Source organism: Methanococcoides alaskense, assembly GCF_027594145.1.
Lineage (GTDB): Archaea > Halobacteriota > Methanosarcinia > Methanosarcinales > Methanosarcinaceae > Methanococcoides > Methanococcoides alaskense.
Map to the genome: position 1 here is coordinate 39,340 of NZ_JAQFFK010000003.1, position 20,126 is coordinate 59,465.

21 protein-coding genes and 1 tRNA gene are annotated in these 20,126 nt (G+C 39.5%); 11 read left to right on the top strand and 11 right to left on the bottom strand.

Going from position 1 to position 20,126, the window contains the following annotated elements; all coding sequences use genetic code 11:
• Nucleotides 1-40: 40 nt before the first annotated feature.
• Both PBV53_RS09590 and PBV53_RS03880 read right to left on the bottom strand, forming a co-directional pair.
• Nucleotides 41-556: a metallophosphoesterase family protein gene (locus PBV53_RS09590; protein WP_333482265.1), complete on the bottom strand. Its 516-nt coding sequence runs from the start codon at nt 554-556 to the stop codon at nt 41-43.
• Between the two features lie 12 nt (nt 557-568).
• Nucleotides 569-1,666, bottom strand: a complete 1,098-nt coding sequence (locus tag PBV53_RS03880) for a hypothetical protein (RefSeq protein ID WP_309740364.1) — start codon at nt 1,664-1,666, stop codon at nt 569-571.
• A 200-nt stretch (nt 1,667-1,866) separates the two neighbouring features.
• On the opposite strand from PBV53_RS03880, the gene PBV53_RS03885 reads away from it, so the two are divergent.
• Complete coding sequence (locus PBV53_RS03885) at nt 1,867-2,421, top strand: signal peptidase I (RefSeq protein ID WP_270095870.1); 555 nt, start codon at nt 1,867-1,869, stop codon at nt 2,419-2,421.
• Between the two features lie 49 nt (nt 2,422-2,470).
• Here the strand turns inward: PBV53_RS03885 and PBV53_RS03890 are convergent, their stop codons facing one another.
• Nucleotides 2,471-3,706, bottom strand: coding sequence for an ORC1-type DNA replication protein (locus PBV53_RS03890; RefSeq protein WP_270095871.1), 1,236 nt, complete (start codon nt 3,704-3,706; stop codon nt 2,471-2,473).
• A 1,044-nt stretch (nt 3,707-4,750) separates the two neighbouring features.
• On the opposite strand from PBV53_RS03890, the gene mfnA reads away from it, so the two are divergent.
• The 3 genes from mfnA to PBV53_RS03905 all read left to right on the top strand — a co-directional run bounded on the left by mfnA (nt 4,751) and on the right by PBV53_RS03905 (nt 8,667).
• Complete coding sequence (mfnA, locus tag PBV53_RS03895) at nt 4,751-5,890, top strand: tyrosine decarboxylase MfnA (RefSeq protein WP_270095872.1); 1,140 nt, start codon at nt 4,751-4,753, stop codon at nt 5,888-5,890.
• Nucleotides 5,891-6,172: 282 nt separating this feature from the next.
• The gene (locus PBV53_RS03900) at nt 6,173-7,276 is read left to right on the top strand and encodes a CBS domain-containing protein (protein ID WP_270095873.1); all 1,104 of its coding nucleotides are present in this window, start codon (nt 6,173-6,175) and stop codon (nt 7,274-7,276) included.
• 8 nt (nt 7,277-7,284) lie between these two features.
• Nucleotides 7,285-8,667 carry a TraB/GumN family protein gene (locus PBV53_RS03905; protein WP_270095874.1) on the top strand — a complete coding sequence of 461 codons (1,383 nt, stop codon included), beginning with the start codon at nt 7,285-7,287 and terminating at the stop codon, nt 8,665-8,667.
• Between the two features lie 63 nt (nt 8,668-8,730).
• Here the strand turns inward: PBV53_RS03905 and PBV53_RS03910 are convergent, their stop codons facing one another.
• The 7 genes from PBV53_RS03910 to PBV53_RS03940 all read right to left on the bottom strand — a co-directional run bounded on the left by PBV53_RS03910 (nt 8,731) and on the right by PBV53_RS03940 (nt 14,294).
• Entirely contained in the window at nt 8,731-9,321 is a 591-nt protein-coding gene (locus PBV53_RS03910) for a transglutaminase-like domain-containing protein (RefSeq protein ID WP_270095875.1), read from the bottom strand.
• A gap of 102 nt (nt 9,322-9,423) precedes the next feature.
• Nucleotides 9,424-10,317 carry a formylmethanofuran--tetrahydromethanopterin N-formyltransferase gene (gene fhcD / locus PBV53_RS03915; protein WP_270095876.1) on the bottom strand — a complete coding sequence of 298 codons (894 nt, stop codon included), beginning with the start codon at nt 10,315-10,317 and terminating at the stop codon, nt 9,424-9,426.
• A gap of 405 nt (nt 10,318-10,722) precedes the next feature.
• Nucleotides 10,723-10,935 (bottom strand): hypothetical protein, encoded by a 213-nt coding sequence (locus tag PBV53_RS03920; protein WP_270095877.1) that lies wholly within the window; start codon nt 10,933-10,935, stop codon nt 10,723-10,725.
• A gap of 75 nt (nt 10,936-11,010) precedes the next feature.
• On the bottom strand, nt 11,011-11,145 hold the full coding sequence (locus PBV53_RS03925; protein ID WP_270095878.1) for a hypothetical protein: 135 nt from the start codon (nt 11,143-11,145) through the stop codon (nt 11,011-11,013).
• A 94-nt stretch (nt 11,146-11,239) separates the two neighbouring features.
• The gene (locus tag PBV53_RS03930) at nt 11,240-11,686 is read right to left on the bottom strand and encodes a hypothetical protein (RefSeq protein WP_270095879.1); all 447 of its coding nucleotides are present in this window, start codon (nt 11,684-11,686) and stop codon (nt 11,240-11,242) included.
• 208 nt (nt 11,687-11,894) lie between these two features.
• A complete protein-coding gene (locus tag PBV53_RS03935) occupies nt 11,895-13,385 on the bottom strand; it encodes a hypothetical protein (RefSeq protein ID WP_270095880.1) in 1,491 nt (496 codons plus the stop codon).
• Nucleotides 13,386-13,415: 30 nt separating this feature from the next.
• On the bottom strand, nt 13,416-14,294 hold the full coding sequence (locus PBV53_RS03940; protein ID WP_270095881.1) for an ion transporter: 879 nt from the start codon (nt 14,292-14,294) through the stop codon (nt 13,416-13,418).
• Between the two features lie 198 nt (nt 14,295-14,492).
• On the opposite strand from PBV53_RS03940, the gene PBV53_RS03945 reads away from it, so the two are divergent.
• The 7 genes from PBV53_RS03945 to PBV53_RS03975 all read left to right on the top strand — a co-directional run bounded on the left by PBV53_RS03945 (nt 14,493) and on the right by PBV53_RS03975 (nt 18,110).
• Entirely contained in the window at nt 14,493-15,164 is a 672-nt protein-coding gene (locus PBV53_RS03945) for a winged helix-turn-helix domain-containing protein/riboflavin kinase (protein WP_270095882.1), read from the top strand.
• Nucleotides 15,157-15,885, top strand: coding sequence for a 3,4-dihydroxy-2-butanone-4-phosphate synthase (ribB, locus tag PBV53_RS03950; protein WP_374708536.1), 729 nt, complete (start codon nt 15,157-15,159; stop codon nt 15,883-15,885). The genes PBV53_RS03945 and ribB overlap by 8 nt, the downstream gene beginning before the upstream one ends.
• 80 nt (nt 15,886-15,965) lie before the next feature.
• Nucleotides 15,966-16,040: transfer RNA gene (locus PBV53_RS03955), tRNA-Pro, on the top strand.
• Between the two features lie 400 nt (nt 16,041-16,440).
• Nucleotides 16,441-17,025: a DUF2178 domain-containing protein gene (locus PBV53_RS03960; RefSeq protein ID WP_270095884.1), complete on the top strand. Its 585-nt coding sequence runs from the start codon at nt 16,441-16,443 to the stop codon at nt 17,023-17,025.
• A 184-nt stretch (nt 17,026-17,209) separates the two neighbouring features.
• Nucleotides 17,210-17,512: a DUF2178 domain-containing protein gene (locus PBV53_RS03965; RefSeq protein WP_270095885.1), complete on the top strand. Its 303-nt coding sequence runs from the start codon at nt 17,210-17,212 to the stop codon at nt 17,510-17,512.
• 11 nt (nt 17,513-17,523) lie between these two features.
• Complete coding sequence (locus PBV53_RS03970; RefSeq protein WP_270095886.1) at nt 17,524-17,916, top strand: DUF2178 domain-containing protein; 393 nt, start codon at nt 17,524-17,526, stop codon at nt 17,914-17,916.
• Nucleotides 17,913-18,110: a helix-turn-helix transcriptional regulator gene (locus PBV53_RS03975; RefSeq protein WP_270095887.1), complete on the top strand. Its 198-nt coding sequence runs from the start codon at nt 17,913-17,915 to the stop codon at nt 18,108-18,110. Before PBV53_RS03970 ends, PBV53_RS03975 begins: the two co-directional genes overlap by 4 nt.
• Nucleotides 18,111-18,374: 264 nt before the next feature.
• Here PBV53_RS03975 and PBV53_RS03980 read toward each other — a convergent pair whose 3' ends face one another.
• Nucleotides 18,375-20,093: a hypothetical protein gene (locus PBV53_RS03980; RefSeq protein WP_270095888.1), complete on the bottom strand. Its 1,719-nt coding sequence runs from the start codon at nt 20,091-20,093 to the stop codon at nt 18,375-18,377.
• Nucleotides 20,094-20,126 lie beyond the last annotated feature (33 nt).

The following is a 20,126-nucleotide window of genomic DNA, read 5'->3' on the forward strand; positions in this document are numbered from 1 at the left end:
AAATAGCTTAAATTTTTCCCCATACATTGTGATAAAATCATTAGAACTGAAGGAGTGTTGTTCTGAGAGTAGATAGATCCACTACCGGAACTTTTGCAGGAGTAGGCATTAAATTAACCCTTTTCTGGAACTCTGTTTGAGACTGCCATGTGCCTGAATTTATAAGAAGTACACTCTTATAATTACCAATACCAACAGTATGTACATGACCACAATGTAGTATGTCGGGTACCGGGTCAATTACGAAGTGATCCTGTTTTTCCGGTGCAATGGAAACCCTGCTCCCATATATTGGTGAAAGATGTCTTCGTTTTACCATTTCCGCCATAGCTTTTTCAGGCTCTTGGTATGAAACTCCCGGAACAGATGCTACTAGATCATCTATCGAACGTCCATGATACATAAGCACCTTAACACCATCAAGATCTACAAGTGCAGGATTTCCCACAAACGTTATCCTATCAGAGAAAAGGGAAGTGATACGTTCTGGAAAACGTGGTTGGGGTTCTGCTTGCCTGACGGCATCGTGGTTACCGGGAGAAATAATTATCTTTATATGTTCAGGTACCTAATCGAAATACTCAGCAGCTTTTCTATATTGGTCATAAACATCAAGTATATCAAGCTCATGTTCCTGTCCCGGAAATATACCAATGCCATCAACAAGATCGCCTGCAACCACAAGAAAACGTATTTCTTCTGATATCTTTTTCAGCTGCTCATTATCGGTCTTGCCGTTAAGAAAATCAAGAAACCCACACCACTCTTCTTCAAGAAAAGTAGAGCTGCCTACATGGATATCTGATGTGAAGATCGCTTTGCCCCAGGTACCTTCTCTCCTATTTGGAATATTGGGAAGGTCTGGAAATACCAACTTTTTAGCGATAAGAAGACTACCATCATTGGTCATTGAACCAGTTATACCGATAACCTCATCCAAAATAAGTTTGCTTGCTTCCTCGAACAAGTCCTTTTCCGCCTGATGCACCAGCACCGGAAATGAACCTGTGGGGTCTTCCAATTGTAGCATTTTGTGACCATTGGCAGTGGTCCTCATCTCAGAGACCATCCCTATGATAGATGCCTCATTATAATCCCCACCGCCTCCACGCCTTATGCCGCTACTTTGTTTCCGGTTCTTGTTAAGGCTTTCAATAGGTCGGGCAGTGACCCTTCCACGTATGATATTACTCAATTTAGTGTAACGGTTCCTGAAATACTGGACAAATTCCATGTACTCACCAACACAGGTTGACATATCTGTAATGTCAGACATGATATTGATATTGTTCATCTGCCCGTTGGAATCACTAAAACATCTTTCATCTCGTAAAGTGACTGAAGATGATGTTGGAGAAGGTGTTGAAGATATTGAAGACCGTGCAGAAGATTGGGCCGAAGGAACTAAGGATACTTGAGATATTGAAGTATCATTGGAACACGGTACCTCATCAAGACATTCCTTTGGCAGGTCCAGATATTCTTTTTCAAAACTTTCAATATCAATATGTTCAGCTTCAATGACAAAAAGGGATTCATCGATATTTTCGAGTATGTAGGAAATAAGGTCATTTGGTGCACTATGTAAAGCGATCATTTCCACAGCCCTAGGGCTTATCTGATAACCTGCTTCCAAAAAGACTTCCTGAACCTTGATATCTTTCATAATATGGCCTGAACTTAAATAATAGAACTGAAAATAAAACTCAGATCGAAGTTGACGAAATTACGAATATACTGAGCAAAATTTGAGTCGTGGTAACAAAAGCATTCCTACAAATAAAAATGCTGCGTACAAAGATAATAGATAAGGGCTAAATACAATATTCTTTTAACCAATCAGATACTTTCTTCTTTTGGATCAATATGACCTTACAAGAATCATTTCACACATTTAGAACAAGTGAGAATTTCTGGATCTCTATTACAAGAGATCTCGCATCTGTGCTTCTGGCTGTACTGGCTTTTGCAGTGATCTCACAGATCGTATTTGGAATGTGGACACCTATGGTTGCGGTAGAATCCGGCAGCATGGAACCACATATGCAGATCGGTGACATTATTTTCATAAAAAGTATTGATCGGACACAGATAATAACCAATCAGGATACTTCTACAGAACATATTTCATTTAAAATGCAGGGTGATGTTATTCTATACCGTCCTTATGGTCAGGAAGGAGTTACACCTATCATACATCGGGCTATGTACTATGTAGAAGAGGGAGAACCTATGTGGATTAACGGTCCTGCTGCTCCTCACAGTGGTTATATCACAAAAGGTGACAATATAAGAACGAACATCTATTTTGATCAGCAAGGTTCTATAAGCGAAAATAAACCTATTAAAGAAGAATGGATAATAGGAACAGCACAGTTTAGAATACCATATCTGGGTCATCTGAGACTGCTCATATCCTAAATATCCTTACATTTTTCACTTTTTTTACAACAAATTAAAAATTGATGCATCACAGATGCATCTGTGCTGTTATTACCGGTTTGAAGTCTGCAAGCATTCCTAACCTGTAATCTTCCAGAAGAACACGCCTGGTACTTTCGATAGGAACACTCAATACTATTTCCTTTGTCCTTCCATAACGTCCTTTACTGACTACGACTGCATTGAGAATACCAAGCATATCCAGTTCAGATATAAGATCAGTGACCCTTCTTTGTGTCAGGATATCCATATCCACACTTAAACATAACTGACGATAAACGTTGTAGACCTCTCCTGTAGTAACATTTCTGTGTCCGTTATCCCTTAGGACCATTACACTATAAAGTGACAATTTTGATTGTGTCGGAAGTGTCCTGACCACTTCAACGACACGATCGATCTCGATCTTTTCCTGAGCTCTCCTGACATTCTCTTCTGCTACATGATCCTGATTCTCACGTTCAGCAAGCTCACCTGCAACTCTTAGAAGATCCAGTGCACGTCTTGCATCACCATGTTCCTGTGCTGCAAAAGCAGAACACAAAGGAATGACCATTTCATCAAGAACATCATCTTTGTAAGCAATAGCTGCTCTTTGCCTTAGGATATCACTTATCTGTTCAGCATCGTATGGCGGGAAAATGATCTCTTCTTCTCCAAGTGAACTTTTTACCCTTGGATCAAGAAAATCTGTAAATTTGAGGTCATTTGATATACCTATCATACTGAGCTTTGCATTTTTAAGATCAGTGTTTATACGAGAAAGATTGTAAAGAACATCATCTCCCTTTTTCACAAGTTTATCGATCTCATCCAGAATGATCATTATAACCTGCTTTTTAGAATCGATCGCTTCTTTGAATTTTGAAAATACTTGATCGGTAGGCCATCCTGTCATTGGAATATCTTCACCAAACTGCTTAGCAAGATTTGCCAATAACCTATATTGTGTATCGATAACCTCACAATTAAGATAGAGTACAGAACATGGAACATCCAGATCTTCACTTTTCCTCTCTAGTTCGATACCAACATATCGTGCAACAGCTGTTTTACCTGTACCTGTTTTCCCGTAAATCAAAATATTTGATGGAGTATCTCCCCTAAGTGCAGAAACAAGGATAGTAGCAAGATTGTTTACCTGTTCGGTTCTGTGAGGTAGTGAAGCAGGTGTGTAAGAAGGTCTCAAAACTTCCTTGTTTTTAAATAGTGATTCACTCTGTAATAAATCTTCAAATAATCCACCTAATGATTTATTCTCCATATTTTGAACCTTCCAATAAGTTTAGACTTATTAATAATGATTATGAAACAACATTTATTCTAACGGCAAGATTATAATAAACAATACAATTATTCAGTGACAGCAAAATTTTTCATGTATATACATTTTAATCAGTTACTGTAAACAAAAATTTTCGAAGACAATATATACGTTTACATCTTAAAATTTTTAATGAACTCAAAATCAGACTAATCATATTAATAATGCAGAAAAATAGTTAAAAAAAAAGATTTTTTTTATGATAGTAGAATATTAAATCATTCATTTTTATACACCATTTTGCAGAACATTATTAATTACTTTTAAAATTTTAAATCCAAAATTTGTGAACATTATTATTTCCAGTTGATGCAATGGAAGTGTACCTTATTAACATTTATGGTTAGAACCCCTTCGTTTCGGCTGGAACATTTTATAAAAATGTATATATAAAGCTAAAACAAAAGTCAAGCGAATTATTTTCGAATTAGTCCCAAAAATTACTTTATAACAAAAAACATTAAAAAGAGTTCTTTTGGAAATACACCCCTTTGTTTCCCTTGGAAACTATATAAAGGACAGTGACCCCATGGTTTCAACTGGAGTGCAGAAAAAAAATAAGAGATATATTTTTTATAATACTAAAAAAAGAAGGTGTTGTAAAGATATAATTAATAGTTAATAAACCTTTCCAGTAGTTAAGAACAAAATTTCCAAAATTGACTGAAATGTTCCAGTCGAAACAATGGGGTGACCCCTAGAGTTCCTCAAGTTTAAATTCAGCTAAATTCTGTAAAAATTAAACATTAAAATATAAGCACATAAGTATTCCCAAAAATATTGTTCCATAATTTAATTTAATACTTTTTTGTGTTCTTTATTTTGTTTAGCATAAGTTTAATAGTATCAAAATATTTATGACAGCAAACTGATAAAATTTATTTTTAAGAATTTCATCTATGATTTAACTATATTTATCTCTATTTTCAGATAATTTAAACACAATCATTTTAAACAGGTTGTATGTAATTAGCTTGAGAATTCATGGAAGAAAACGGCAAAACAAAAGAAGAAATATTAGCATTTCTTAAAAAAGCCAAAGCAGCTGATACAAATTATGAGCGTGTTCTAAGTTCAATGTGTACTTATCCACATGAAATTGCAGTTTTAGCACATACACAATTCATAGAGTCAAATATGGGAGATCCAGGTCTTTTCCCTGGTACATTCGATCTTGAAAGACAAGTTCTTGTTATGTTTGGAAAAATGTTACATCACAAAAATTGTCCTGAAAAAGCTGGCTATCTTACAACCGGAGGAACCGAATCTAATATACAAGCAATAAGATCAATGAAAAATTTTCGGCATGATATACCAAAGCCTAACATTATAATAGCACGATCAGCTCATTTTTCATTCGATAAAGTTGCAAATCTTTCAGGGATCGAAATTAGGAAAGCTTCTCTTGATAATTTGCTTAAAGTTGATTTGGATTCTGTAAGATCACTTATTGATGAAAACACAATTGGTCTTGTTGGTATTGCAGGTACTACAGAATTTGGCCAACTTGATCCCATCGATGAATTATCAGAGCTAGCTATTGAAAAAAATATTTTTTTGCACGTTGATGCAGCATTTGGTGGTTTTGTAATTCCTTTTATGGATCTTGATTATTCCTATGATTTTAAACTTGAAGGCGTAACTTCAATGACAATAGATCCTCATAAAATGGCTCTTAGCACAATTCCTTCAGGTGGCCTTTTGTTCAAAGAACCTGAATATTTTGAATGTCTTGAGATACACACACCTTATTTAAGCGTCAATAAACAATATTCACTAACAGGAACTCGAAGTGGTGGAGCAGTGGCTTCAACTTATGCTGTCATGAAACATCTTGGAAGAAAAGGTTACAAAAAAGTTGTTTCAGATTGTATGTCTGTCACAAAAAAATTGGTCGAAGGTGCAGACAAATTAGGTATAGGTACTGTTATCGATCCGGTTTTGAATATTGTTGCATTGGATGTTCCTGAAGCTGATCTTGTGAGAAAAAAATTGCTTGATGAACATGGATGGCATGTATCTATTACACGTGACCCCCGTGCTCTTAGGATCGTTATAATGCCTCACATCAAAAATGAAACGATAGAACTATTTTTGAAGGACCTTGCAAAAGCGGTTAAGTAAAAAAATTTGAAATAATCGTTTTTCAATATCGTTTTTCATTTTTTCACGGAGAGGGGATGAACCGATGATACCTAGCCTTGAAACTTGTAAAGACGTGTATCAACGGGTCCGTGTCTGATACTAAATATGATCTGAGCATATATACAGTTGAGCCAAGCGGGGTGAAAGTGTTCTGTAAGGCAAATTTAGACAATTCAATGGTAAACATCAACAGAAATAGTATTATAGAAATCGATGAAACAACCAGATAGTACTAAATATCATAAAGATGAGAATTTAGTCATGCAAAATTCTTTCAAAATTGGGACTATTATTGGTATTCCTATCAAAATCCACATCACATTCCTATTGGTGCTGCCAGTTTTTGCATTTATATTTGCGTCCAATCCTGCACCTTTTGGCTTTAGTGATATTCAACCGGTATCGCTAGGATACTTGCTTGCATTTGTGACAACACTTCTTCTTTTCGTATGTGTGGTCCTTCATGAGTTGGGGCATTCCTATCTGGCACAAAAATATGGTGTTAAGATAACAGATATCACTTTGTTCCTGATAGGTGGTGTCTCTTCAATGGAAGAGATCCCAAGGGATCCTTCTCAGGAAGCAAAAATGGCGTTTGCAGGTCCTCTTGTAAGTTTCATTATAGGTACATCACTGCTCCTGCTCAATTTTGTTCTGGCTGATACGTTCGTTACATTTGGAGATAATGTTGTTTTCAGGATCATACAAATGCTCGGCTCTATCAACATAGTTCTTGGTATATTCAATCTGCTACCGGCATTTCCAATGGATGGAGGACGTATCCTTCGGGCATGGTTTGCAAGAAAGATGAGTTATATAAAGGCAACTCACACAGCAGCATCTGTAGGCAAGATGTTTGCTTTACTTCTCGGTTTTCTGGGATTGGTCTCGAGCCCCTGGAATCCCTGGCTTATATTTATTGCAATATTTGTTTACATGGGTGCATCCGGAGAAGACAGGTCCACAGCTGTTACGATCACACTTGAAAAAATACCTGTTAAGGATGTTATGTCAAAAGAGGTTATTTCTGTCGAACCTTCCATGACAATTGATGAACTAACACAATTCATGTTCGAAAAAAAACACATGGGCTATCCAGTGATGGAACATAATACTTTAAAAGGTATTATAACGTTTACAGATGTGCGCAGGGTAATACCTCTGGAACGTTACAGTGTGTTGGTATCCGATCTAATGACACATAATGTAGTAACGATTCCATTAGAAGCGACTGCTTCCGATGCTTTCAAGCTGATGAGTTTTAACAACATCGGCAGAGTATTGGTGATAGATGAAGATGGTTCTGTGGCAGGTATTCTTTCCAGGACCGATCTGATGCATACTATGACATTATTGAACGAGTGATGTGAACAATGGAAAGTTCGACAGATAAAGAAGTACAGTTAAAGGAAAGTCAGTTGATGACCGATTCCCGTACTGCTGCTTCTGGTTATAATTACGATATAGGTTCAGGCTCAACTTATTCCGGAAATGGAGGTGCTACTTTTTCACAGACACCTTCCCTTGTTTCAACGGAAAGAGTTGATCCTGTCAAAGCAAAGCCTTCCGAAATAATAATCGTGGGTACAGCCCATGTTTCAGAGAAGAGCGTCAATGAAGTAACAAGCGCTATTGAAAATGAAAAGCCGGATATTGTGGCAGTCGAGCTCTGCCAAGGCAGATATGATTCGCTTAAAGGGGAGGTAAAAGATTCAGACCTTCCCATAAAGGATATCCTGAGTGGCGGAAAGGTCTATTACTTCCTGGTGCACCTGCTTTTGGCATACGTACAGAAGAAGATCGGCAATGAGATGGGAGTTCAGCCAGGTGCTGAAATGATAACTGCCATCGATGTAGCAGAAGCCAATGGGGCCAAGGTCGCGCTTGTTGACCGTGATATACAGCTTACTTTGCAGCGTTTCTGGAGCAAGATGAGCATCTTTGAAAAGTTCAATATGCTAGTTGCACTTATTTCTTCAGCTCTGGGAATTGGCGGTTCCAAGAATATCGATATTGATAATATTACTGATCAGGACATGGTAACGAGTCTTATCAATGAGCTTCGCAAAGCTTCTCCGAATGCGGCTACCGTGCTCATTGATGAAAGGGATGCCTATATTGCAGGAAATCTTTTAAGACTTGCCAATGGTGGCAACAAGAAGATAATAGCAGTATTAGGTGCAGGCCACAAGCAGGGAGTTGAAAGATACCTTAAGAACCCGAAGTCCCTCCCTCCTATTTCTTCACTGACGGAATTGCCTCAAAAACGGTTCAGCTTCATGAAGATAATTGGTATCGGAATAGTGGGAATAGCCCTTGCAACATTCATTTTGATCATCATGTCAGGAACACCTATCGAGCTTTTGCTTTTGGCATTTGGCTGGTGGTTCATTATCAACGGCGTTCTCAGTGCGACAGGGGCTGCTCTTGCAAAAGGTCATCCATACTCAGTTATTACTGCATTTCTTGTGGCATGGTTGACCTCCCTGAATCCAATGATGGCTGCCGGATGGTTTGCAGGTCTTATGGAAGCTAAACAAAGGAGTCCAACTACCGCTGATCTGAAGGAAATGGTAAAACTCGATAGCTTCAAAGAGCTTCAGAAGAACAATTTCTTCAGAGTTGTCTTTGTAGCCGCACTTGCTAATGTCGGAAGCACCATAGGGACCTTCCTTGGTGTCTATGTGATGGTACAGATAACAGGTCTCGATCCAAGAGATATAATCAGTGCAGGTCTGTCAGTGATAGGTTTGTAAAAGGTCTAAGGATAGATCATTTTTCGATCTATCCAACCGTTTTTTGTTTTTTTTAATTTATCTTCATTTTTTTGTCTGCTCTATCAATGGAATATCCGGCAGATTTTCCCAGACATCTTCATAGCTGTCATATACTGTCAGGAGATCGACTATAACAGGTAGTGGGTCTGCCCATATCTCCGGCAGGTCGGCTTCACCTTCTACTTTTATCTCATAGGCAAGTATCTCTTCAGGTGGAGCATATTGTGCATTCACACTTTTTTTGTTTCCCTTGGCATCTATACGGTACCAACCGATGTTTGGCAGATAGACAGCATTCAGGCCATGGAGGCAAAATGGTTCTCCATTCTCATCCCTGCTAAGACGTTGATAGCATAATCCAGCGGGAATGCCATTTGCCCTGAGCAAAGCTGCCAGAAGGTGACTCTTAGCATAACAATAACCGGTTCCTGCTTCCAGGACATCGGAAGCTTTCAGGGTGATAGGGTTCAAACAATGATCATGACTGTGATAGATACTATCCCTTACCCATTCAAAACACCTTTTTGTGATCTCAACAGGATCATCCGATCCCAATGCAAGCTTTTTTGCAAGCTTTTGAATTTGGGGGGGTTCCCAGTCGATCATCTCTGTGGAGCGTAGATATTCTTGCATACTAACAGCCTGATATCAGTAAGAGTAGATATTATAAAGCGTTATGAACGGGAATTATGGACAAACGAGGACCTAAAAAAAGAAAATAAAAAATGGTTGACCTTAGAAAAGGTCATGAAGGTTGAACTTGTGTGGCCCGAGACTTCCGCCGTAGTTTCCTGCGGTGATCTTCTTGATGCCAGGAACAGCGACAGCTGCTCTGATTCCCATCTCGGTTGCTTTTGCAATGGATTCGAAGTCAAGACCATTGATAACGATCTCATAGACGCAGTTAACGTCTGCAGGGATCTCTGAGCCTTCTACCTTGTCCTTGATGCTTGGGCAGAACTTCTCGTTTGCAGTTGCTTTGAGGAACTTGTACTTGTTTGCGCCTGCCTTTGAACCGCTTGCAACGATTCCGCCTGGGAATGGTGTGATGGTACCATCAACAGCTCCGATTGCATCGACTGCGTTCTCTGCTGCGGTAAGTGTTGTCATCTGTGTGTCACCGAAGATGAAGAAGTTACCACCTGCAATAGCAGTTACTGCACCGAGTGTGTCCTCTACAAGGAAGTCACCCTCCATCATTGGGATAACGTGCATCTTGCGACCGCCAACCTCTGTTTCAGACTCTGTTCCATCTGCGAAGTATTTGAGCTTGCGTCCGGTATCGAACTGCTTCTCTGCATCTGGAAGGCCGTTGAACACTGCGGTTGTTGGTGCTGTGAGTATACACTGACCGACACGCTCTAAAAGCTGTCCTTCAAGTGACTTGAATCCGAAGGTGCATAACTGTATGTAAACACCTGGTCTGCCATCTGGTGTCTCACTTGCATCCGCGTACTTCTCAATACCGGCTTCAGCAGGACATCCAATGACTGATGTTCCGAATCCTGTCGCTTCCTGTGCTGCAACAGTTGCCCAGCGCTTTGTTGCGGCTGTGATCAGTATTCGTGAAATTTTGATTGGGAATGCCTCTGCAAATGTATCTTCGATCTCTACTCCATTTAGTTCCATTACAACACCTACATGATTGAATTTTAGTATGAATTACAATACAATTACAATACATATATGTTGTGTCCATAGCGATAGATAGTAGATTTGCAATAATTAATTTGAAAAAGAGCTTATTTGAATGCAATGATAGATTTATTTGAATAAATATTTTCTTCATTCCAGTATCAAAGATTATGAAGTTGTGGACAATTTTAAGCAATGTTTTTTTGGAAGAATTGTGTCAAGTGTCTGTCGAGCACATCTTCATTTATGTGCTACAACAAACAGGAGTCAATAGAGGTAAAAGTGGATAGGTCTCTTTTCCTTTGGTTAGAAGGAGTATTTTTTGCAGCCTCAACTTTTTTCTTCAACACTCAGTAACTCCAGTTTAACAAACTCACCACGATGTGCTTCCCACCATTTTCAGTCTTCACGGGAGGGAAGTTTATAGGAGCATGTGGGTCGCTCATCCTTTCCAATTGCAGAGTGTGTAAGAGTGCGAATGCCAAGACCCTCGATATTCACGTCGATAGCTGCTTTATTCTTCACCATTTCGAAAAAATTGAAGTCGTTGTACCATAATTGATTATCTCGTATTTTGTAGGTGTTATCAACTGCTAAAGGGCTTTTTATCATGTTTATAGCTCCATATTGGATTACTTGTCAAAACTAGTTGGAACATACTAATATATCTTTCGATATTTAAAAAATTCATTCCCCTGTATCTTCATAGGTTCGCAAAAAAAGGATGTAGAATTTATCATCATGGGTTTGAGGCTCACCCATATCAATGAAAGCATCCTGGACAATAACGGCAAACTGTCCTGAATCTCCCACGTGGAGCATGTCCAGAGTGACCTTCTATTAAAATACAGTACGATCTTTGGATCTGGTTAACCTGTAAAGAATTACCATCCATCCATAATGATGGCTAACATTTTCACAAATTCAACTGGAACTGGTTGAGGTTGTATCGGATCTCTTCTTTCCAATCTTGAATATCCACTTTAAGCTGAACTGTGTCAACACCTTTGCGTTCAAGCGTATCTTCATTGGATATTACAAAGGACTCAAACTCGTTAAGATGCCTATATATATTGTTTGCAGCGGATCTGTAATTATTCTCTGCAGTTATCAATTGATCCAATGCTTCATCGAGTTCATTTTCTTTCGTGTCCTTATCAGATGTATTAATGTTAGCCTCATATGCAGCAGTGTAGTTTTCCTGTTTTTCAATAAGTTCATTTATAACAGGATTATATTCTTCTACATCATTGTCGTACAATTGAATGTAAATGTCGTATTTGCTCATGGTTCCGGAATCCATACATCCGGAACTCAATACTGCTATCACAAACACTAGTATCAACGTGATCATTTTTTTCATGCAGCTTTCTCCTTTTTGAAGATATTACATATAAATACAGAAATATATTAGTAACAACTTCACTTTGGATTAGAAATATTTGCAATGCATTATACATATACTCTTCTGTTTAGAAAGTTCACTCCCCTGTACCTTCATATGTTCGCAAAAAAAGGATGTAGAATGTATCGTCATGAGTGCGATGTTCACCTATATCCATGACAGCATCCTAGACAATAACGGCAAAATGTCCTTGTTTTCCCATTTTGGAAAAAAGTTTCGCAATGGCCTTTACAGGTCCCTCAAGTTCTGAACGCATTGCAGCAATACAGATATCCTTCATTGAAACAACGGTCTGTTGCATCAGTTCCTCAGAGTCATTTTTAAGAGCAGCAAGGCCCACATCGTTCAGTTCATGAATGACATGTAACAATTCCTCTTCACGATAATCACGTGCAGCTATCACACCAATGTCCTGCATTGTCCGGATGACTTCCAGTGCATCTTTAGGGTCGAAGAACTTTCCCATGCTACGCAAAGAACCCACTAATTTTTTGAAACCGTCTTGTCCTTCCTGAGTTTTTTCTTGAATAAAACGAATACCGATATCCCGCATTGTGAGAACTATAAGACGACTGTAATTTGCACGCTCATATCTTGTTGATATTCTCGCCAGTTCCAGCAACTGTTTTATTACGGTTATCATGGTTGAAGTGTCCTGTGCAAAGGTTGCATTGTTGCCAATATCTTTGAGCAGCAACAACCCTTTTTCGACCGCTTCTTCCTGTCTAGATCCGGCAGTAGCTTCTGTAATATCCCCTATCGAGCTTACAAATTGTTGGTTTAGCTGTGTTGAAGCTGTTCTTTTTACAACATCGAAAAGGGACGTCAATGATCCTAATGATCGCACAGCTCCATCCTGGCTTCCGTGATTTGAAGCGGCCTTTCCGATAACACCGATCGAACGAACAACACATATTGTCGCGGTTTCGTTTCTTGAGGTCGCAATAAAGCCCATCTCGAGCAAATGGGAATTCATATGTTTTGCAATGGCAGTAGTGTCCCTGCCACCTGTCATGAGATTCTTTGCTGTAACGGTTATCTTGTATAATCCTTTTTTGAAGATGTCCTCATCATTGTTCCGAATTGCATATCTTATACTGTCAACAGCAGCTGAAAGAGGATCATCGACATCTCTGGTACTGTGTTTTGATGAAGCTTCGATAAGGTCGTATGAGGTGATCTTTCCCATCATTTCTTCAAATCTACGTACTATTTTTTCGTTGTAGAGGTTCCTTGTAATGGCTGCTGCCACATATCCCAGAACGGTTGCAATTGCTACGACCACACTGAATATGATAGGGTCATAAAGGTTCATAAGATGGGATGCCGAGACTGCAAATGCTACTGAACCAATTATGAACGAAAGATTGTGATTCATTGTTCTTCTTTTTGAGCTTTGCCACATTGTCATTACCCAAAGGAAAGCAAAAAAGACAAGAATGATCGAATCGGCTGCAATGTCGGGTGTGACATCGGATATCAGAAGTGCTGCTATAACAGATATTTGAATTGCTAATGCGGCAATTGTAAGATCTGGAGCGGCTCCTGAAAGGTCCATCTTAAGACTTTTTCGTATGAGAATATCAAAAAAAAGAATGCCAGCGGTAAGACCGATGACAATTAAACTATCGATGATCGTGGTGATTAATATATCCATTTTTATCACTGGTTGAATTTAATATTATTCTTATAGTTTTGCTCCACAGCTCTTGCAGAAAAAAGCATCAGTATCATGACCCTGCAATCCGCAATTGTGACAGGCGATGTTAAGGGCAACGTCCTTCGTTTTTTCAGATATGATTATAGGTCTGGCTGCCATGCTGGTGTTTATAATAGAATGGGTGATGATGCCAGTGGGAACCGCTATTATGGAATAACCGAGTAACATAACAACGGATGCCATTGCCTGCCCTAGTGGCGTAACAGGCACGAGATCCCCATATCCCACAGTTGTCAGTGTTGTTATAGCCCAAAAGACACTTCGTGGGATACTGGTAAATCCGTTATGCTCCCCTTCAATGACATACATCAGGGAACCTAATATTATTACAAGGTTCAGGACAGTGAATGTAAAAACTGTTATCTTTTTGCTGCTGTCTTTAAGAGCCTGTACCAGCATATCAGCCTCTGAGAGGTACTGGACAAGTTTAAGCACCCTGAATATCCTGAGCAAGCGTAGCACTCTGATTATCAGCAGGTATTGGCTTCCTGGGAAGAACAGACTAAGATAGGTTGGTATGATGGCCAGAAGGTCGATTATCCCAAAGAAGCTGGTAGCATAGCGGACTTTGCTTTTTACACATACCATCCTCAGTAAATATTCAATTGTAAAAAGGAAGGTGAAGATTATTTCCGCCATGTAGAGCTTTTGATGATGAATTGAGTTTATTGAATGAACACTGTCCAGCATAACGACGATGACGCTCAGAACGATCGTTATTATAAGGGTTATGTCAAAGTATTTTCCAATAGGGGTACTGGCTTCGAAGATGTATTTGTACAGGTATGAACGCCACCCTTCACATTCTGAACGGTTTTCCGAATCCCTGTTCCATCTGTTCATCATTCAATCCTCTATATCAAGATCATAAGTTTATGTTCCGGAATTGTATACTATGTAGGAACCTGGGAATAATATTCTCTCTATTATAATATAAATCATTCTGAATATTGACCATATATTAATCAAAAGCTTTATTTTCTTTCCGTCTCATATTTGAGATGCATCTCATAATTGAGGCAGGATAACAAAAAGGTACCAAAAATGCATCGCATCAACTCTTTGAAACATCTGGCTCTTCTGGGCGCACTTAAGAAACCTGTAAAGATATCATCAAGTGAGTTTACCAGATATACTTCCACAGGTTCTAAAACAGCCGCAAGGATACTAAAGCAGCTTGAGGAAGAGGGATTGATCGATCGTCTGATCATTCCTGAAGGCCAGATGATATCCATTACGGAAAAGGGGCGAAAGTGGCTTGAGACTGAGTTCAGTGATTATAAGCACATCTTCTGTGGCGACGAAGATAAAATTGAGCTCTATGGGCATGTGATAACGGGTCTTGGGGAAGGGCAATATTACATTGCACAGGATGGCTACAGATCACAGTTCGAAGAAAAGCTGGATCTTAAGCCTTATCCGGGTACTCTCAATATCAGGCTTACCAGTCACAGTGCAGACATACTGAAAAGGAAAAGCCTGAAAAATATCATTTCGATATCCGGTTTTACTGACGGACAGCGCACTTTTGGAGGCTGTAATTGTTATTTTGTGGAGGTAGAAGGAGTGAGGGGAGCCGTTGTGACCCCCGAACGCAGCCATTACCCCCACGATCTGCTGGAGATAATATCCCCTGTTCATCTTCGTAAGACCTTAGAACTAAGTGACGGGGATGAAGTGAAGATTACGATCGAAGACCGCAGTGCATGTGAGTGATCCTATGACAAACGAAAATTACACTGATAATATCAAGAATGCGATAAAGGCTGCACAGAATGGGGAAATGTTCTTCATTTACGATTCAGATAGCAGAGAGGGTGAAACCGATTTTGTGATTACTGCTTCTTCTGTAACTCCCGATGACGTGCGCTGGATGCGCAGAGATGGCGGTGGACTTATTTGCGTGGCTATTGATAGTGAAAATTCACAAAAACTTGGTCTTCCATTCATATCCGATGTTCTGCGTGATGAAGCAAAGGCAAATCCTGCTCTTGGAAACACTGTCGAGAAAGGCGGAGACCTCGCTTATGACAACCGTTCCTCATTTTCCATCTGGGTGAACCACAGGAAAACACGTACAGGCATCCCTGACAACGACAGGGCCCTGACCATAAACGAGCTCGCAAATATCACGGAAAAGTGCATGAAAGGCGAGGATGTAAGTTTTGGTTCCGAGTTCAGGACACCCGGACATGTCGCTCTTTTGCGTGCAGCCGACCGTCTGGTCCATGACCGCAAAGGCCAGACCGAACTTTCCATTGCAATCGCAAAGATGGCAGACGTGACCCCTGCAATGGTGGTCTGTGAGATGCTGGACGATTCCAATGGCAGAGCATTGTCAAAAGAAGACGCAAAAGAGTATGCCAAACTGCATGGCCTGGTCTTCCTCGAAGGACAGGAGATAGTTGACGCATACGAGCAGTGGGAGCAAGCTTAAAGCTTTGTTTTCACTCCATTTTCCCATCTTTTTTCAGAAAGAATGATATACTGAAAAGTCCTATTATTGACCGACCCCGTGGGGCCGTAGGGTAGCCTGGTCCATCCTGCAAGGCTGGGGGTCTTGCGACTTGAGTTCAAATCTCAGCGGCCCCATCACAAGATTACGCTTCTTGAGCGCGAGTCCGTTTCGCGTTGCTCAAGCGGACTTTGGTTAATTTGAATCTGATTTATCTGTTTTTGTTCGATTCTGAAAATTGCTTGATATGTTTTATCTCTTATTGCTCCTATTTCGTTTCAACTACTGTTTCTTTTATTTATTTCAATGCAGCTTTTGTTGGCTATTCCATTTAGTGACGCTATTCAAATACAGATAGCATTGCAAGAAGTGATAGCAGGTTTTCGAGGGGCATTGAAGAAATGTCTTCTTCCATGTTTTCTCCTCTACTTTTCTCCGACTTCATCTTAAAAAAACAAGATGGCATTAGCTATAAATATTGAATGTTGTGTATATCTAATATTAAGTTTGAATTAGATAACTTTAGGAGACTGGACAATGGAAATGGATATTTTTGCGAATATACCGGGAATTATTGGAGGTTCAACAGGAATTTTACTTTATTCCATTTACAACATCAGGCGTAGGAGAATCGGCATCAAGCGCAAAAGAACCGGATATCATGAACATGATGAAAGGACAGGGACAGAAAAAGTGAGAGGAATAGTCATAATATGTACGATTTTTGTGTTAACGTCGGTATTTAACCTTTTTCTCTGGGATTTGATCATCTGTGAAGGCACTTTCGGTTTGTTCAAATCAGAAACATGCGAAGCACTGGCGATAATATATCCGGTTTTACTGATCATTGGAGCTTCAATAGGACTTTCAATTTCCACCATTTACGACATCAGGTACAAAAAAATCGGAGAGCCTGAACATGATGAACGAACAGAAAAAGTGACAGGAAAAGCTGCAAAAAGCACGATTATTGTGCTGATGGCTGCTTGTGCCGTGATTCTCTATGGAGATTTTTTTGGTTTGTTCAAACTGGAAACACGCGAAACGATGGCAATACTGTTTCCTGTTTTGATGCTATCAATGCTGGGATTTGTCACCTATTACAATTCAAAGGACTTTTAAGGAGGGATTTGCATGGAAATTAGGAAAGGCAAGCATACTTTCTGGATGTTGGCAATGTGTCTTCCAATTTTATCAAAAATAGATAGATGCGTCAAAGTACTTTATAAAAATGTGAGTGTACCTCTGTTTCGTAGGATATCTCCGATACCAAATTTGAATTGCCTGAATCGTATGGAGGGACATAATGGCAGTGGATATAATCGAATTCATACCGATATTAATTGGATTAGCAACAGGATATTTAATTCTCAACAGGAAGCGTAAAAGATCTGAAGAGCCTGAGCAGGATGAAAGGACAGAAAACGTGGCAGGAAAAGCTGCACATAACACTATTATTGTGCTGATGTTGGCAATGGCCTTGATCGGTTATGGAGATATTTTCGATCTGTTCAAAATGGGAACGCCTGCAACGATCTCAATATTATTTATCACTTTACTGATATCGCTAATAGCTTTTCGTCGCTACTACAATTCAAAGGAACTATAAGGAGAATTTGTATGAAGATCAGAAAAGATAAATACACTTTGCGAGGTTTGGCTCTAATTTTGGGAATGCTGGTCTTAGGTCTTGTTTTGTGGCAATTCCAATTCTACGGGGGCGGTGCATCATTGATTTTTATGGGTTTAATGCTCACGGTAATATTCTTGCACGCCGCTACAAAACCTCGGGAATATTTTATACGTGACGAAAGAACTGTAAGAATTAATGAAAAAGCCGGTTATCATGCCTTCTTGATACTTTTAATATGTATTTCGATCTTGACAATAACAAACTGGTTCACCGAAGTACTTTACAAAGATGTGAGTGCGCCTCTAGCTATTATCGCGACGGGATCATGGCTCATTCTGAGATGGTATTATGATAAAAAAGGCTATGAGACAGACCCATGAAAACCAGGATCAAAGAACTCCGGGCCAGATATGATCTTACTCAGGAAGAGCTTGCGAAAAAAGTAGGGGTCAGGAGAGAAACTATTTTGTTCTTGGAAAAGGGAAAGTACAACCCTTCCCTGAAATTAGCTTATACCATTGCAAAGATTTTTGATTTAGCCATTGAAGATGTGTTTATTTTAGATGATGAATGAGATGTTTTGGAATGAATAAACCAAAACATTTCAAATTTGATCTTGCTCTCTTTCAAAATTCTCACAGGGCAAATATTAAAAAACAGTTCATGAATTCTGAAAAAATAGAAGTAAGGTAGATTCACAAGATGGTCTGGCTCACTCACGCAAAATAGTGATGAGCCATGTGATGAACTGACTATGCTTAAAATGGTACCAGCAGTTTTGAAAGAACTGTTATTCCTTTAAAGCAAAATCTAGTTTCACCATCTCTCTATCTCTCATTCAAATCCCGAAAGCAGCTCTTGTCAGCACTATCAATCCAACGAACAGGTTGAGCACGACTAGCCCCCCAATTGCCACTGCACCATATTTGATATACTTTGTATCAAAATCAAGTATGGATAATGCTTTTTGTACAGTCTCCATGGTGTCATTGGCCTTTGCCAGCGTGGACCTGGATTCTTCAAGATTGTCGTTCAGGGTTTCGAGTACCTTGGTGTTCAATGTCTCAAGGTTGCTATTCAGATTATCAAGGACTTTATCGATGCGAGGTTGCTGCTCGGTTCTGACATTTTCGAGTACCCCGTTTGCCTCATCCAGTGTTTGAGGTATCAATCCGGGCTTATCAACGATCTCATGAGTAAACCTCATTTTTTTCCTTTCGAGCTTTAGCAATTGGTGATCGTAGTAGGAAGCCTGAGCGTTCAGAAGATCGTAATTCCTCTGGTAGCCATCGAATTTTGTGGCAAGTGATGCCGAGATCCTGGCACCATGGGGCTGCATGTTGGCACCGGTGAACTTTTGCTCTTTATCCATCTGGAATTTCATATTCTCAGATGCAAAAGAGTGAGCACTGTTGGCCTTTCTGCCAGCGTTGGCTGATCTTTTAGAATCAGTAGGACCAGTAGAACCGGCAGAATTCATATTGGGTGCAGGTGTGTGGTTGTCAGATATGTTCTTATCTTCCAAAGTCGCACCAGCGATGTTCATATTTCTTCTTCTGGTTTCACCTGTAGCTCCGGAGAATTTATCAGAAGTGCCGGTAACTTCAATATTACCTATATTTCCGATATCAGCATCGATCTTTATGTCTTCATCAATTTTGATATCATCATCAATTTTGATATCATCAATAACTTCGATATTATCTAAAATATTGTCATCAAATACATGGTCCGAATTCATTTTTCGGTTCATATGGATCATGCTGCCAGTGAACTCAAAATTCTTGGCAGGCATATCGTTCATGACGGTGTGAATCCCGGAAACGACCTCTTTTTTGCGCTGGAGAACATTCAAATAGTATCTTCTGTCAAGTTCGAGAGCATTAATATTTTGTATTCTTTCAGGTCCAAGTTCTGCTGTTGAAATAGGAACCTTCTCTCTTGTGACGAAGAGTTTCTTAACCTCTTTAAGCAATTCCTCAGTAACTTCGAAGTTGTCATCAACGGATTTGAGAATGTCTTCTATCAGAGGTTGTTCAATTGTATTTAAGCGTTCAAGGACCTCTTTTGCGTTATAGATGCCAGTGGTTAGAACTCCAGGTTCCTGATACAATATCTCTGTTATCTCAGCATTTACCGCAGCTATCCTTGCGATCAACTGGAACTGTTTGATGACATTTTCCATATCAGAGAACATATCCCAAAAATTAAATGAAAAATTATCCGGGTCATCTACACCAAGACTTTTTAATTCGTCCTCAACACGCTTTTTTTCGGCTTTAAGATCGTCAAGTCTCTCTTTTTCCTCATCCCAGAGTTCATCTTCATCTCTGGGGCTCAACCTGCGAATAGTAATGAGCTCTTCAGTTTCTTTCAAGAACGATTTCAGTTCTTCTCCCAACGACTGGATCGTTGTGCCTATTACTGCAATGGCAAGTCCTGCCTGCTCAGCAGCGTCCCCTGCATCTTCCGCTGCATTTCCTGCCTGATAAATTGCTTTTCCAACAGTATAAAGTCCGCCTGTGCAGACACCAGCCACTACATCAAACCATCCCATATTTTTTTGCTCCTGATCTTCATCTTTTGAAAT

What these genes read in the sequence shown, in the direction of transcription:
- PBV53_RS03880 (WP_309740364.1), bottom strand. Translation starts at nt 1,666, where the DNA reads ATGAAAGATATCAAGGTTCAGGAAGTCTTTTTGGAAGCAGGTTATCAG.
- PBV53_RS03885 (WP_270095870.1), top strand. Translation starts at nt 1,867, where the DNA reads ATGACCTTACAAGAATCATTTCACACATTTAGAACAAGTGAGAATTTC.
- PBV53_RS03890 (WP_270095871.1), bottom strand. Translation starts at nt 3,706, where the DNA reads ATGGAGAATAAATCATTAGGTGGATTATTTGAAGATTTATTACAGAGT.
- mfnA (WP_270095872.1), top strand. Translation starts at nt 4,751, where the DNA reads ATGGAAGAAAACGGCAAAACAAAAGAAGAAATATTAGCATTTCTTAAA.
- PBV53_RS03900 (WP_270095873.1), top strand. Translation starts at nt 6,173, where the DNA reads ATGCAAAATTCTTTCAAAATTGGGACTATTATTGGTATTCCTATCAAA.
- PBV53_RS03905 (WP_270095874.1), top strand. Translation starts at nt 7,285, where the DNA reads ATGGAAAGTTCGACAGATAAAGAAGTACAGTTAAAGGAAAGTCAGTTG.
- PBV53_RS03910 (WP_270095875.1), bottom strand. Translation starts at nt 9,321, where the DNA reads ATGCAAGAATATCTACGCTCCACAGAGATGATCGACTGGGAACCCCCC.
- fhcD (WP_270095876.1), bottom strand. Translation starts at nt 10,317, where the DNA reads ATGGAACTAAATGGAGTAGAGATCGAAGATACATTTGCAGAGGCATTC.
- PBV53_RS03920 (WP_270095877.1), bottom strand. Translation starts at nt 10,935, where the DNA reads ATGATAAAAAGCCCTTTAGCAGTTGATAACACCTACAAAATACGAGAT.
- PBV53_RS03925 (WP_270095878.1), bottom strand. Translation starts at nt 11,145, where the DNA reads ATGCTCCACGTGGGAGATTCAGGACAGTTTGCCGTTATTGTCCAGGAT.
- PBV53_RS03930 (WP_270095879.1), bottom strand. Translation starts at nt 11,686, where the DNA reads ATGAAAAAAATGATCACGTTGATACTAGTGTTTGTGATAGCAGTATTG.
- PBV53_RS03935 (WP_270095880.1), bottom strand. Translation starts at nt 13,385, where the DNA reads ATGGATATATTAATCACCACGATCATCGATAGTTTAATTGTCATCGGT.
- PBV53_RS03940 (WP_270095881.1), bottom strand. Translation starts at nt 14,294, where the DNA reads ATGATGAACAGATGGAACAGGGATTCGGAAAACCGTTCAGAATGTGAA.
- PBV53_RS03945 (WP_270095882.1), top strand. Translation starts at nt 14,493, where the DNA reads ATGCATCGCATCAACTCTTTGAAACATCTGGCTCTTCTGGGCGCACTT.
- PBV53_RS03960 (WP_270095884.1), top strand. Translation starts at nt 16,441, where the DNA reads ATGGAAATGGATATTTTTGCGAATATACCGGGAATTATTGGAGGTTCA.
- PBV53_RS03965 (WP_270095885.1), top strand. Translation starts at nt 17,210, where the DNA reads ATGGCAGTGGATATAATCGAATTCATACCGATATTAATTGGATTAGCA.
- PBV53_RS03970 (WP_270095886.1), top strand. Translation starts at nt 17,524, where the DNA reads ATGAAGATCAGAAAAGATAAATACACTTTGCGAGGTTTGGCTCTAATT.
- PBV53_RS03975 (WP_270095887.1), top strand. Translation starts at nt 17,913, where the DNA reads ATGAAAACCAGGATCAAAGAACTCCGGGCCAGATATGATCTTACTCAG.
- PBV53_RS03980 (WP_270095888.1), bottom strand. Translation starts at nt 20,093, where the DNA reads ATGGGATGGTTTGATGTAGTGGCTGGTGTCTGCACAGGCGGACTTTAT.